The 13,650-nt window shown below is 74.6% G+C and carries 9 protein-coding genes; 4 read left to right on the forward strand and 5 right to left on the reverse strand.

Annotated elements, in window-relative coordinates; genetic code table 11:
• The first annotated feature begins 177 nt into the window (after positions 1 to 177).
• Positions 178 to 1,386 carry a methionine adenosyltransferase gene (metK, locus tag ACFWMZ_RS07890; protein WP_383175126.1) on the forward strand — a complete coding sequence of 403 codons (1,209 nt, stop codon included), beginning with the start codon at positions 178 to 180 and terminating at the stop codon, positions 1,384 to 1,386.
• Positions 1,387 to 1,457: 71 nt separating this feature from the next.
• On the opposite strand, the gene ACFWMZ_RS07895 is transcribed toward metK, so the two are convergent.
• From ACFWMZ_RS07895 to ACFWMZ_RS07910, 4 genes are all read right to left on the reverse strand, one after another.
• Complete coding sequence (locus tag ACFWMZ_RS07895; protein WP_383175129.1) at positions 1,458 to 2,600, reverse strand: phage holin family protein; 1,143 nt, start codon at positions 2,598 to 2,600, stop codon at positions 1,458 to 1,460.
• Complete coding sequence (locus tag ACFWMZ_RS07900) at positions 2,597 to 4,516, reverse strand: hypothetical protein (RefSeq protein WP_383200066.1); 1,920 nt, start codon at positions 4,514 to 4,516, stop codon at positions 2,597 to 2,599. Before ACFWMZ_RS07900 ends, ACFWMZ_RS07895 begins: the two co-directional genes overlap by 4 nt.
• Positions 4,513 to 5,271 (reverse strand): toll/interleukin-1 receptor domain-containing protein, encoded by a 759-nt coding sequence (locus ACFWMZ_RS07905; RefSeq protein WP_383200068.1) that lies wholly within the window; start codon positions 5,269 to 5,271, stop codon positions 4,513 to 4,515. Before ACFWMZ_RS07905 ends, ACFWMZ_RS07900 begins: the two co-directional genes overlap by 4 nt.
• 63 nt (positions 5,272 to 5,334) lie before the next feature.
• Entirely contained in the window at positions 5,335 to 6,615 is a 1,281-nt protein-coding gene (locus ACFWMZ_RS07910; protein WP_383200071.1) for a helix-turn-helix domain-containing protein, read from the reverse strand.
• Positions 6,616 to 6,825: 210 nt separating this feature from the next.
• Here ACFWMZ_RS07910 and ACFWMZ_RS07915 point away from each other — a divergent pair, with 210 nt between their 5' ends.
• On the forward strand, positions 6,826 to 8,949 hold the full coding sequence (locus ACFWMZ_RS07915; protein WP_383175141.1) for a primosomal protein N': 2,124 nt from the start codon (positions 6,826 to 6,828) through the stop codon (positions 8,947 to 8,949).
• A gap of 815 nt (positions 8,950 to 9,764) precedes the next feature.
• Here the strand turns inward: ACFWMZ_RS07915 and ACFWMZ_RS07920 are convergent.
• Entirely contained in the window at positions 9,765 to 10,304 is a 540-nt protein-coding gene (locus tag ACFWMZ_RS07920; RefSeq protein ID WP_383200073.1) for a hypothetical protein, read from the reverse strand.
• A 755-nt stretch (positions 10,305 to 11,059) separates the two neighbouring features.
• Here ACFWMZ_RS07920 and fmt point away from each other — a divergent pair.
• Both fmt and ACFWMZ_RS07930 read left to right on the forward strand, forming a co-directional pair.
• Entirely contained in the window at positions 11,060 to 12,004 is a 945-nt protein-coding gene (gene fmt / locus ACFWMZ_RS07925) for a methionyl-tRNA formyltransferase (protein ID WP_383175147.1), read from the forward strand.
• 118 nt (positions 12,005 to 12,122) lie between these two features.
• A complete protein-coding gene (locus ACFWMZ_RS07930) occupies positions 12,123 to 13,559 on the forward strand; it encodes an RsmB/NOP family class I SAM-dependent RNA methyltransferase (protein ID WP_383200076.1) in 1,437 nt (478 codons plus the stop codon).
• The last annotated feature ends 91 nt before the right edge of the window (positions 13,560 to 13,650 follow it).

Below are 13,650 nucleotides of genomic sequence, written 5' to 3' on the forward strand. Positions count from 1 at the left end.
AGGGCGGAATTCCGTACCGATCAAGGCCGTGCCGCTGGTCACAGAGCTCCCAAGGGGCGAGACATCTGGTCCCGCGGTGCGTTGTGACCGATAAACTGCCGTCGGACCGTGCCGGGCGCAGCTCCCGGACGGCCCGGCCATGATCAGCCAGCAGCCGCTGCAACCACAGGGAGCGATGTGTCCCGCCGTCTCTTCACCTCGGAGTCCGTGACCGAGGGTCACCCCGACAAGATCGCTGACCAGATCAGCGACACGATCCTCGACGCGCTGCTGCGGGAGGACCCTTCCTCCCGCGTCGCCGTGGAGACGTTGATCACCACCGGCCTCGTGCACGTCGCCGGTGAGGTCACGACCAAGGCGTACGCGCCGATCGCGCAGCTCGTGCGCGAGAAGATCCTGGAGATCGGCTACGACTCCTCCAAGAAGGGCTTCGACGGCGCCTCCTGCGGAGTCTCGGTCTCCATCGGCTCCCAGTCGCCCGACATCGCGCAGGGCGTCGACACGGCGTACGAGCAGCGCGTCGAAGGCGACGAGGACGAGCTGGACCGCCAGGGCGCGGGCGACCAGGGCCTGATGTTCGGGTACGCCTGCGACGAGACCCCCGAGCTGATGCCGCTGCCGATCCACCTGGCGCACCGGCTCTCGCGCCGCCTCTCCGAGGTCCGCAAGAACGGCACCATCCCCTACCTGCGCCCGGACGGGAAGACCCAGGTCACCATCGAGTACGACGATGACAAGGCCGCCCGCCTCGACACGGTCGTCGTCTCCTCGCAGCACGCCTCCGACATCGACCTGGACTCGCTGCTGGCCCCCGACATCCGCGAGTTCGTCGTGGAACCGGAGCTGAAGGCGCTCCTGGACGACGGCATCAAGCTCGACACCGACGGCTACCGTCTGCTGGTCAACCCGACCGGCCGTTTCGAGATCGGCGGCCCGATGGGCGACGCCGGCCTCACCGGCCGCAAGATCATCATCGACACCTACGGCGGCATGGCCCGCCACGGCGGCGGCGCCTTCTCCGGCAAGGACCCGTCCAAGGTCGACCGCTCGGCCGCCTACGCCATGCGCTGGGTCGCCAAGAACGTCGTCGCGGCGGGCCTCGCCTCCCGCTGCGAGGTCCAGGTCGCCTACGCCATCGGCAAGGCCGAGCCGGTCGGTCTCTTCGTCGAGACCTTCGGCACCGCCACCGTCGACCCCGAGAAGATCGAGAACGCCATCAGCGAGGTCTTCGACCTCCGCCCGGCCGCCATCATCCGCGACCTCGACCTCCTCCGCCCCATCTACGCCAAGACCGCCGCCTACGGCCACTTCGGCCGCGCCCTCCCCGAGTTCACCTGGGAGCAGCCGAGCCGCGTCGAGGCGCTGCGCAAGGCCGCGGGGGTCTGACCCGCGGCAGGAGAGACGTGGCTGAGGCCCGGCACCTTTCGGGGGGCCGGGCTTCGGCTTGTTTTCAGGAGCTATTCGGGGGCTGGGCCCGAACCGTTCATGGAGGGCATCGGTCCGGGGCCGTGCGGCGGGGACGCGGGGTACGGAGCTTCCGGCGAGGTGCCCGGTTCCGGACCGTCCGGGGAGTCGGCCGGTTCCCCGAACCCGCTGACCCGTCCGTACCGGTGCCGGATCTCCTCGGCAGCCACCGGGTCGCTCTCCCGCACGGCGCTCACCACTGTGTCGATCAGCAGCGCGTGGTCCTCCGCCTGGTCCGGGTTGATCCGCACCTCGCGAAGGAAATCTCCCAGGACGTCGGCTGGTGTGCGGGGCGCGGCCGGGGTGGGCTCCGGAGCCGCTTCCCAGGCCGGCTCGGGCGCGGGGGGCGGCGTGATCAGCTCGCGTAGCAGCTCAGGGACCTCTTCGTTGTTGGCCGCCGAGGTGAGCTGAGCGAGGATTCCGAGGTCGTCCACCGTCCGCCCGATCTGCTCGTCGTTGCGGGCCAGCCACCACACGACAGCGCTGCCGGTGTCCCGCAGCACGTCCGAGTGCAGGTACTCCCGACGGTCCTGCTCGCGCCGCCGCTCGTGCTCCCACACCGTCTGCTCCTTGCGGATGGCGGCCAGCCGGTCCAGCCGCTCCTGGTCGTCCTCGTCCAGGGTGAGGCTGACCTCCACGGCATGGGCGTCCACCAGGTCGTACGGGTCGGGGAGCATGACGGCGAGGGCGGCGCTCAGTTCGTGCTGCACCAGGGAGCACCGTCCCGGATCGCTGGTACGAGTGACCTCCTCGGCGCGCTGGACGACCGAAGCCCTCGCCAGCGCTCCGCCGTCCATCGGCCGGTCCGGCGCGTCGGGGCGCGGGCACCAGCGCACGGTGGCGCTGAGGAGAAAGCCGTAGTCCTTCTCCGTGCTGGGCAGCCGCACCCTGGTCAGCAGGATCTCCCGGCGCTCCACCGGACGTACCGGCAGGTCGATCAGGGTGCCTTCGGGAAAGGGCTCCGCCCGCTGTGCGCGGTCGGTGAGCGCCATACCCGCCAGCATGGTGCCCGACAGCAGGGCGGTCACCATGCCCCACAGCCACAGGGGCCAGCCGAGGAAGAGGCCCAGGATGACGGCGACCAGTGTCGCGATGACGCCGAGGAAGCCGAAGACGGTCTTCTGGCCGGTGGTCATGGTGCGGTTGCCTCCTTGGGCCGAGAGGGTGGTGACACGCGGGGGGGCCGGGCTTCGCCGATGAGGCGCAGGACGCGGTCCGCGTGCGCGGGCGGGCCCGCCTTGACGGCGGTCAGGTACAGCGCGTTGAGGGTGGGGTGGTTCTGGCCCGCAGCCTCGATCAGGGAGCGCAGGGTGCCTGCTTCCGCCCCCGGGCCGAGCAGCGGGGCGGCGGCAGGACGCCAGCGCTCCGGCTCCGCCACACGGAAGACGGACCGCCAGCAGTTCAGTCCGTCCGCAGTGACCGTGTGCGCCCGGAGCCCGGGATCCGCGGCCACGGCGAGGAAGAGGTCCAGGTCGCGCGGGTGCCTGCCGGGGCTGCCGAGGCGGCCGCTGAGCCGGTGCAGCAGATGATGCAGGGCCTGCTCGTCGTCGCGTACGTGGGCGAGGAGCGCATGGGTGGCTTCCTGGCCCGGCGGCTCGGAGATGGCGAGGCGGTGGAGGCGGATCAGGGCGGAGCGGGGGTAGCGGGTGGACATGGTGGTGGCGCAGGTGTCGATCAGTACGCGTCTGAGACCGGGCGTGAGCGTCTGGACGCCCGAGCGGTCGTAGACCCAGCGGCGCGCCGCGGTGCCGTACCGGGGATGCTGGACCAGGCGGGCGAGGAGTGCGGCCGACGCCGTCAGTGAGCCCTCCGTGCCCTGCTCCGCCCAGGTGTCGACCCGTTGCCGCAGCGCCTCCTCCGGTTCGGTGCCGGTCATGAGCGCTGCCACGCGCTCGCCCGCCCGCTCGCGCTCCGGGTCGGTGAGGGCGGGGAGAGCCAGCAGTTCCGGCGCGCAGTCGAGGAGGAGGCCACGCAGATCAGGGCGGTCGCTCCACAGATGGCGGCAGAGCGTGTCCGCCACCTCCTGCTGGGCGAAGGTGTGCCGGTCCCCGTTCCGGTCGGCGTTGATCGCCCCCAGCAGGTGGTGCGTGCCTTGCTGTTCCAGCAGGGGTTGTGGATCGGCGGGGGTGGACGTGGCGTTCATCAGGAGGCGGGCTGCCGCGTGGACTGTGTCGGTGCGGGCCCCTTCCAGCAGCGCGGTCGCGTAGCAGAAGGCCCGCTCGTGGGCACGGGTCGCCCTCTTCAGGATCTGGTCGACGGCTTCCTCGGGGTCAGTGAGGGTCACGAGTGCCGTGGCACACCAGTCGGCGAACCGCCCGGGAGTGTCCAGGACGTCGGCCCCCGCCCGCCTCCACAGCCCGGCGATCAGATCGGCGAGCCGTGCCACGTCGCGCAGCGGTGGGTTCGGGGCGAGGTAGGCGGCCAGCTTCTCCGGGACGGGCGAGCAGGCCCGGGTATCCATGTCGGCGCAGCGCAGGCGGCGCCGGAGCACCGCCATCCGGTCCGGGGGAGCGAGGTGGTGGAGCGGGGCGGCCATGTGGAGTGAGAGCGCCCGGTCCATCCCGTGGGGGAGGACCACCACCAGGTGCGCTGCTGCCTCGCGTACCCGTTCCCGGAGCGAGGAGAGGTGGTCGCGCACCACTTGCTCTCTGGTGCTCTCCTCCGTCGTGGTCAGGTCCAGCAGCAGTCGGTCGCCGGACTGGATCAGCTCCGGGTCGAGCGTGTGGCGCCCGTCCTCGGACTGGTCCGGCACCAGCTCGAACGGCACCCGCTCGCCGGGGAGTTCCCCCAGCAGTACGCGCCCCGCGGTCTGCCGACCACTGCCGTCGGGGCCGGTGAGCAGCACCATCCGGTCCCGGACCAAGGCGTCGTACGCCGCGTTGGCCGCGGTGGGACGAACGAACCGCCGCATCAGGAAACGCAGATCGTCCCGGGCCAGGCGCCGAGGGGTCTTCCGGGGTTTGGGAAGTGGACCGACGAAGATGTTCCCGGACCCGGTGTGGACGTACGACGCGGTACCGACGTTGCTGTGCGTCGCCCCCGTTTCCGTCACTTCTTCTCCTGATCGGCGGTGCGGTTGCCGAAGCTGTTGTGGACCGTGCCGTGGTTGTCGGCGGTGTAGTTGACGGGACCGTCGCCCGAGAACTGAGGTGCGTGCTGGCTGCCCGGGCCGGTGTTCACCGGTCCGGTGGCGGCATGGAAGTGCGTCGTGGTGGAGCCCGGCCCCGTGGAGCCGTTGACGGTCGAGTTGACGTCGCCGTGGTGGATGCCGGTCTGCACGGCCGTCTGCGTGCGGACGTCCCGCATCTGGTTGGAGGCGCTCTCGACCTGGCTGCTCCGCTCCTCCTCCGCCTTGGCGAAGGCGGGGATCACCTTGGTGAGTGCCTGGATGATGGCGGGCACGTCGTACTCCGCCCGGTGGGCCTCGTACGTCAGGCACTGCCGGTCGGCGACGGAAGCCAGCTCGGGCGGCAGGTCGGCTTTGGAGGGGCGGGGCGTGCCGCGGCCGAGCAGGACGGGGACGATGAGGACGTCGTTGCGCAGAGCCTCCAGGATCTCTTCGCGGACCCAGTCGTTCTCCCGCCTCAGCTCCGGGTGGGCCGCCCAGCCGGGTCCGGCCAGGACGAGCAGCACCTCGCAGCTCCGTACGCTCTCGCGCAGCTCCTCCCGGAAGTCCCGGCCGAGGCGGATGGAGCGGCCGTCACGGAACGAGGCGTCGTCGCCGAACCGCTGACGCAGCGCGTCGTCCAGATGCGCCGACGCCTGTTCGCCGTCGCCGGACCGGTAGTTGATGAAGACATGGGGCATGGCGGATCGCCTCTCTGGTGGAACGGGTGGGTGAGGGAAGAAGAAGCGGTGCGGGGGCGCGCGTCAGGAGGGCGCTGGTACTGGCGGCGCGGTCCGGGTGGCGGCCGAGAGCGTCAGCGCCGCGGTGAGGTCGGGGGCTAGCGCCCGTACTCCGGAGTGGCCGCGGTGGCGGCCCAGCACTCCTGCCAGACGGCGCAGATCCAGGCCGATCGTGTAGGAGCGCACGGCGGAAGCACTGGTCAGGGCTTCGTGGGCGACGGTGCAGGCATGGTCGATCTCACCGGCGGACGCGTGGGCCAGGGCCCTGCGGACGCCGTAGCGGGCGCGGTTGCGGTGGGCCTGCGGCGACAGGGCGGCGCAGGCCGCGTCGAGGGCCTCGGCCGCCGCGGCCGGGCGGCCCAGGTCGTAGAGGCACCAGCCGGTGAACATCGCCACCGGGTCGGGCAGGTGGATCGGTCCGACCGGCGACGGGTCCCCCTCCTCGCGGGCCGCCGCGAGCAGCCCGCGTGCGCGGTCGAGGGCGCGCAGACTCGCGCTGTCGTCCCCGGCCAGCGCGTGGCCCTCGGCCTCCTGCTGGGCGGCCAGGCCACGGATGCGCGGTGCGAGCCGGTGGTCCGAGGCGGCCGCGGAGAGGGTGACGGTCTCGGCGGCGTGGCCTCGGTAGTACGCCATTAGGGCGCGGCGGACCAGCGCATAGTGCCCGAGTTGGTGGTCGCCGCCCTGGAACGCGAGCCGCACGGCATGGTCGGTCCAGCGCAGGGCGGCCTCGTCGTGGCCCGACTCCTGAGCCATCCAGCCGGTGAACTCGGCGAACCGGCTTCCGACGAGGAGCAGTTCGTCCCTGGTGCCGCGCTCGGCGTCGGTGGCCAGCGTCACGAGCGCCCGGGTCTGCTCGGCGAGCGGGACGAGGACCGTGTGGGGCGGACAGCTCTGCGCCATCCGGCGGAAGTGGATGAGAAGGGCCCGCGCCGAGGCGGTCAGCGAGCCGTCCCCGGCCTGGGCTCCGGAGGAGGCCGACGCCGCGCTCCCCGAGACGCTCGTCGACAGCAGCACGGTGGCGGCGCCCGCGGCCAGGACGAGGCGGCGGCTCGGCGGCTTGTCGGCCGCCGCCGGTGCGGGCGCGCCGGGTGGGTCCGGCAGCAGAGCGGTGAGCCGGCCCGGGCAGCCCAGCTCCACCTCGCAACGGCGGGCGAGTTGCAGCGTCGGCCGCTGGTGGCCGTTCTCGATCTTGCTGAGCTGACCCTTGCTGTAGTGGACGGCCGAGGCGAGGCGGGTGAGCGTCAGGCCCGCCTCGTTCCTGGCCCGGCGTAACTCCGCTCCGAACTGCTTCGGCGGTACGTGCACGTCTCCACCCCTCAAGTCGCGGCCGTGGTGGCGGGCCCCCGGCCCGCGCCTGACAAGGGTCGGCCGGTGACGACACCGACGGCAAGGGCCGACGTGTGTTTCGCGTTTCCAGGGAAGCCGTCCGGGGCGGGGCTGTCGAGAGGGCCTCGGTGGGGCGACGGCCCTCCGGGGCCTCCGGCGGTGTCCGAGGGGTCTGGTAGGAATGCAGGCGTGAGCAGCGAGGATGAGCGGTCCGGGAGGGAGCCGGAGCAGCTTGCGCTGGTCCGGGAGATGGCGCGGCAGGCGAAGGCGCCGAAGGCCAAGCCGCGGACCTGGCGCGGGGCCGACGTGGCGGAGCACCTGCCGGTGGCGCGCGTGGTGGTGGACAAGGGCGTGCTGCACCTGGACCGCTACTTCGACTACGCGGTGCCCAAGGAGCTGGACGCCGAGGCGCAGCCCGGGGTGCGGGTGCGGGTGCGGTTCTCGGCCGGGGCCGGGCGGGTGCACGCGGGGCGGCGCGAGGGCGGCGGGCTGATCAGCGGGTTCATCGTGGACCGGCTCGCCGAGTCGGACTACGACGGGCCGCTCGCGGCCCTCGCCCAGGTGGTGTCGCCCGAGCCGGTGCTCACCCCGGAGCTGCTGGGCCTGGCCCGCGCGGTCGCCGACCGGTACGCGGGCAGCCTCGCCGACGTGCTCCAGCTCGCGGTGCCCCCGCGGAACGCCAAGGCCGAGGCGGCAGCCTCGCCCGACCCGCTGCCGCAGCCCGCCGCACCGGAGCCGGGGAGCTGGGAGCGGTACGGGCCCGCCGGTCCCGGGCTGGTCGCCGAGCTGGCCCGGGGCGGGGCGCCGAGGGCGGTGTGGACGGCGCTGCCCGGGCCACAGTGGGCCGAGGAGCTGGCCCGGGCCGTGGTCGCGACGCTGGCCTCGGGGCGGGGCGCGCTCGTGGTCCTGCCCGACGGGCGGCACGCCGCCCGGGTGGACGCGGCGCTCACCGCGCTGGTCGGCAAGGGCCACCACACGCTGCTGACCGCCGACGCGGGCCCGCAGAAGCGGTACCGCCAATGGCTCGCCGTGCACCGGGGATCGGTGCGCGCGGTGGTCGGGACGCGCGCCGCGATGTTCGCGCCCGTCCGCGACCTCGGCCTGGTCGCCCTCTGGGACGACGGCAACGAGAACCACAGCGAGCAGCACGCTCCCCAGCCGCACGCCCGTGAAGTGCTGATGCTGCGGGCCGCCCACGAGAACTGCGCCGTCCTGCTCGGCTCGGTGAGCTGCACCGTCGAGGCCGCCCAGTTGGTCGACAGCGGCTGGGCGGCCCCCGTCGCCGCCGACCGCGCGGTCACCCGGGCCGCCGCGCCCCGGGTGCGGACCATCGCCGACCACGACCTGGCCCGCGACGCGGCGGCCCGTACCGCGCGGCTGCCCTCCCTCGCCTGGCAGGCACTGCGTGACGGCCTGCGCGACGGGCCGGTCCTGGTCCAGGTGCCCCGGCGGGGGTACGTACCCAGGCTGGCCTGCGAGCGGTGCCGGGAGCCGGCGCGCTGCAGGCACTGCGCGGGGCCGCTCCAGGCGGCCGAGTCCTCCCTGCTGCACTGCGCCTGGTGCGGGCGCCCGGAGGCCGACTGGCACTGCGAGGAGTGCGGCGGGTTCCGGCTGCGCGCCCAGGTCACCGGGGCGCGCCGGACCGCCGAGGAGCTGGGGCGGGCCTTCCCCTCCGTCCCGGTGCGTACGTCGGGCCGCGAACAGGTGCTGGACACCGTGGACGCCACACCCGCCCTCGTCGTCTCCACACCGGGGGCCGAACCGGTCGCGGAGGGCGGATACGCGGCGGCGGTCCTGCTCGACGGCTGGGCCTTGCTCAACCGCCCCGACCTGCGGGCGGGCGAGGCGGCCCTGTGGCGGTGGATGTCGGCGTCGGCCCTGGTCCGAGGCCAGTCGGCGGGCGGCACGGTGGTGATCGTCGCCGAGCCGACGCTCGCCCCCGTGCAGGCACTGGTGCGCTGGGACCCGGTCGGCTTCGCCCTCCGCGAGTACGCGGACCGGGCCGAACTGGGGTTCCCGCCCGTCTCACGGATGGCGGCGGTCGCGGGACCGCAGGCGGCGGTCGGGGAGTTCCTCGACGCCGCCGACCTCCCACCGGACGCCGAGATCCTCGGCCCGGTCCCGCTGCGCGAGTCCGCCGAGCGGGCACGCGGGCGGGTGGTGGAGGGGCCGCAGGTGCGTGCCCTGGTGCGGGTCCCGCCCGGCAGCGGTATGGCGCTCGCCCACGCCCTGAAGACGGCACAGGCGGCGCGGATGGCTCGCGGGGGGCGGGTTCCGGTGCGGATTCGGGTCGATCCGCTTGATATCGGGTGAGGGGGCTGGGGCAGGGCGCCGGGAGGATTGGGTGTGCGGCTGACTTGTGATGTCGGCAGGGGCGGGGATGGGCAGGGGGCGCAGGTCAGGGAGTACTCCCCACGTGTACGGGGACGCCCACCGTCGCGGAGATGCGTTTCCGTGCTGGACCAGGCCGCTGGGGCTGCTGACCGTCCTCTGACCGGTGGGTGGCGGTGGTCCGTGTAGGGGGCCGGCGATACGCGGAGGGCGCGTACGCGTGCGCCGGTGGCTGCGGGTGTACTGGCCGACACGGCGAATGGGGGGGCTGGTGCCTGCCGATGACCTCGATCCCGTGGCAGGCTCCGGGCCCGAGTAGCGCTGCTGTCCGCTGGGCCCATGGCCGAGGGCTGACAGGCCCGTGACCGGTAGTCGGCCCGTGTAGGGAACGCCACTTGGGCCGGCGGGCGACACCGGCCTGCCGGGTCCTGGCGGACACGCGCGCGAACTGACGGCGCGTGCGGTGCGGCGCCGTCCGGCGAGGGCGGCAGGCGGAACGCGGCCCGGTCGTTCGAGCCTGTGGCGCGTGTGCGTGTGCTGCTTCGACGAAGCGCGCCGGGGGCGGGTGGGTGCCGAACTCGGGGGCGGCCTCTGAGCCGCCTGCGGGGAGGGCTGGGGCAGGGGGGAAAGAGTCCCCGGCAGCCGTGGAGTGATCTCCGGCGAGCGCAGCGCGTACAGGGGAGCCTCGCCTCTGCCCCCGCAACGGCGCCCACACGTCGCGGCCGAGGCGACCCGTCGCGCCCCGGCGTGCCGCTGCCCCCGTCTGTCGGAACGGGGGCAGCGAGCGGGTGGGCCGGTCAGCCGTGGCGTGGGCCCGGGAGGGCGCTGGGGCGGGTGGCGTCGCGGACGGCGGGGGCGCCGGTGGGCTGGGTGGGCATCGAGCGGGCCGCGGGCACCGTGGGGAGGCTGGTGTTGAGGGAGAGCGGGCGGGTGCCGCCGGAGCCGGAGGTCTCACCGGCCCGCTCGGCCTCGGCGGCGGCCTGGACGGTGGCGCGGCGGGCGCCGTAGCGGCGGTGGACCGCCTGCTTGGTCACCCCGAGGGCGGAACCGACCGCGTCCCAGGAGAAGCCGAGGGAGCGGTCGAAGTCCACGGCGGCGGTGACCAGGGTCTCGACGCTGTCCCGGAGCTCCTGCGCCAGCCGCACGGTCGGGGCGGGGGCCCGCCCGTAGACGACGAAGCCGGTGGCGGGGCCGGTGCGGCGGGGGCGGTAGACGTTGCCCAACTGGGCGGTGAGGGTGCGGAGCGCGTCCACCTGACGGCGGACCCGCTCGATGTCCCGCACCAGCAGGTGCAGGCTGGCCCGTGCCTGTGCGTCGTGGGTTGCGTGGTCGGCCATGAACAAGCCTCTCGAACGGGCGGTGTGATGGGGGGAGACGGGCCGCTGGAGCGAAGGCCCGTGGAGGTCAACTCGCCTTGACCAACGCCCGTCGCCCTGAGTGGTCACGCTCCAGGGGCGTATGCGTGGATGCGCGGGGCGCGCGGTACCGCGTACGCCCCCGGCGAGGGAGGGGAGTTGTGGGTGTGCTCGGGAGAGGGCGCGGAGACCGGCGGGTGGGGGCGCGCGGGGTGGTAGGGGCGAGCGGGGAGGCCCGACCGTGCTTCGGGTCCCCCCTCGGGAGGCGTACGCGAGTTGACGCCCGACGGCGCTCCACCATGAGGGGGAGCGCGGCAACCTCGGCCGCGTCATGCGTCATGCGTCATGCGTCATGCGTCATGCGGCGTGCGGCGTGCGTTCGGCGGACGGCCTCGACCCCGCCCTTGGGTCGGGGCTGGGAGCACCGCCAGTGTCGCGCCTTGCGAGGGCAAGAAGGCGTACAAGTGCGCCGCAGTTCGCCGGGGCCAGGCACGCCCCGCCCCTCGGCCGCCCCGAGCGGCACCGCGCCGCACGGGGCAGTACGGCGTACGTACGCCGACACCACCCCCGCCCCGCCCCACGTCCGCCCCGCGCAAGCGCCCCCGCCCCCGCGCGGCCTAGACTGGCGCGGCTCCCCGCCAGGCGTTCCGGCGCCGCGGCGGACCGGCCCAGGACGGCCCGGCCGCCGGGAGGGACGCCGTGGCTCCGCCCGTACGACTTAGCGAGGTATCCCCACCGTGAGGCTCGTCTTCGCCGGCACCCCCGAGGTCGCCGTTCCCGCTCTGGACGCCCTGATCGCCTCGGAGCGGCACGAGGTGGTCGCCGTCGTCACCCGGCCCGACGCGCCCGCCGGGCGCGGGCGGCGGCTGGTCGCCAGTCCGGTCGCGGAGCGGGCCCAGGAGGCGGGCATCGAGGTGCTGAAGCCGGCCCGGCCGCGTGACGAGGAGTTCCTCGCCCGGCTGCGGGAGATCGGCCCGGAGTGCTGCCCGGTGGTGGCCTACGGCGCGCTGCTGCCCAAGCCGGCCCTCGACATCCCCGCCCGCGGCTGGGTCAACCTGCACTTCTCGCTGCTTCCCGCCTGGCGCGGTGCGGCCCCCGTGCAGCACGCCATCCTCGCGGGCGACGCGATCACCGGAGCCTCCACCTTCCTCATCGAGGAGGGCCTGGACTCCGGCCCCGTCTACGGCACCGTCACCGAGGAGGTCCGGCCCACGGACACCACCGGCGACCTGCTGACCCGGCTCGCCTTCGCCGGGTCCGGCCTGCTCGCGGCGACCATGGACGGCATCGAGGACGGCACGCTCCAGGCCGTACCGCAGCCCGCCGACGGCGTCAGCCTCGCCCCCAAGCTCACCGTCGAGGACGCACAGGTCGACTGGGCGGCGCCCGCGCTGCGCGTCGACCGGGTGGTGCGCGGCTGCACCCCCGCCCCCGGCGCGTGGACCGTCTTCCGGGGCGAGCGGCTCAAGCTCGTCGCCGTCCGCCCGCTGCCCGGCGAGGACGGCCTCGCCCCCGGCACCCTCGCCGTCGGCAAGAACCACGTGCACGTCGGCACCGGCTCGCACGCCGTCGAACTCCTCTGGGTCCAGCCGCAGGGCAAGAAGCCGATGCGCGCCGCCGACTGGGCGCGCGGCGTCCGCATCGCCCCGGGCGAGCTGCTCGGCGCGGCCGACGTACGCTGAAGGGGACAGGACCGCGCCCGTGGTGCCCCCGCCGAGGCGGGCGGCCGCAGCGGGCGCGGCGGCGTGCCGGTCCGCGCGGCGGAGCGGCCGCCAGTGACCTTGCGACAGCGGAGCACCTTTGACCGACCAGCCGTCCCGGCGTCCCCGTAAGACCGGCAAGCCCTACCGCCGCCCCAAGAAGGACCCGGTGCGCGCCCTCGCCTTCGAGGCGCTGCGCGCCGTCGACGAACGGGACGCCTACGCCAACCTGGTGCTGCCCGCCCTGCTCCGCAAGGCGCGCGAGGACCACCCCGACACCTTCGAGGCCCGCGACGCCGCCCTCGCCACCGAACTCGTCTACGGCACCCTGCGCCGCCAGGGCACCTACGACGCGATCATCGCGGCCTGCGTCGACCGGCCGCTGCGCGAGGTCGACCCGCCGGTCCTGGACGTCCTCGCGCTCGGCGCCCACCAGCTCCTCGGCACCCGCATTCCGAGCCACGCCGCGGTCTCCGCCACCGTCGAGCTGGCCCGCGTCGTCCTTGGCGACGGCCGCGCCAAGTTCGTCAACGCCGTGCTGCGCCGCATCACCGCCGACGACCTCGACGGCTGGCTGGAGCGGGTCGCCCCGCCCTACGACGAGGACCCCGAGGACCACCTCGCCGTCGTCCACTCCCACCCGCGCTGGGTCGTCTCCGCGCTCTGGGACTCCCTCGGTGGCCCCCGCGCCGGCATCGAGGACCTGCTGGAGGCCGACAACGAGCGGCCCGAGGTCACCCTCGTCGCCCGCCCCGGCCGCGCCACCGCCGACTCCCTGCTCGACGGCCTCGGCCCCGACCGGGCCCTGCCGGGCCGCTGGTCTCCGTATGCCGTGCGGCTCACCGAGGGCGGCGAGCCCGGCGCCATCGACGCCGTCCGCGAGGGCGACGCCGGGGTGCAGGACGAGGGCAGCCAGCTGGTCGCCCTCGCCCTCGCCGACGCCCCGCTGGAGGGCCCCGACAGCCGCTGGCTCGACGCCTGCGCCGGTCCGGGCGGCAAGGCCGCGCTGCTCGCCGGGCTCGCCGCCCAGCGGGGCGCTAGCGTGCTCGCCTCAGAGAAGCAGCCGCACCGCGCCGGGCTGGTCGCCAAGGCGCTCGACGGCACCCCGGGCCCGTACCAGGTGATCGCCGCCGACGGCACCCGCCCGCCGTGGCGTCCCGGCTCCTTCGACCGGGTCCTGGTCGACGTGCCCTGCACCGGGCTCGGCGCGCTGCGCCGCCGCCCCGAGGCCCGCTGGCGGCGCAGGCCCGCGGACCTCGAAGGGTTCGCGCCGCTCCAGCGCGCCCTGCTGCGGTCCGCCCTGGAGTCGGTACGTGTCGGCGGCGTCGTCGCCTACGCGACCTGCTCGCCGCACCTGGCGGAGACCCGCGCGGTCGTCGACGACGTCCTCAAGCGCGACACCCAGGCCGAACTGCTCGACGCCCGGCCCCTGATGCCCGGCGTCCCCGCGCTCGGCGAGGGCCCCGACGTGCAGCTCTGGCCGCATCTGCACGGTACGGACGCGATGTACCTGGCCCTGGTGAGGCGCACGGGCTGAGTCCGAGCGACGCGGGGGCGGGGCGGGGCCAACGGGCTCCCCTCGCCCCCGCGTCGACGCTCCCGGCTCCCCTCGACCGGTGTGGCATGCT

The organism is Streptomyces sp. NPDC058373, from assembly GCF_042723275.1.
In the GTDB taxonomy this organism is placed as follows: domain Bacteria; phylum Actinomycetota; class Actinomycetes; order Streptomycetales; family Streptomycetaceae; genus Streptomyces.

Excerpts from the sequence above, each read along its gene's own strand:
- ACFWMZ_RS07895 (WP_383175129.1), bottom strand. The coding sequence starts at position 2,600 with ATGACCACCGGCCAGAAGACCGTCTTCGGCTTCCTCGGCGTCATCGCG.
- ACFWMZ_RS07905 (WP_383200068.1), bottom strand. The coding sequence starts at position 5,271 with ATGCCCCATGTCTTCATCAACTACCGGTCCGGCGACGGCGAACAGGCG.
- ACFWMZ_RS07920 (WP_383200073.1), bottom strand. The coding sequence starts at position 10,304 with ATGGCCGACCACGCAACCCACGACGCACAGGCACGGGCCAGCCTGCAC.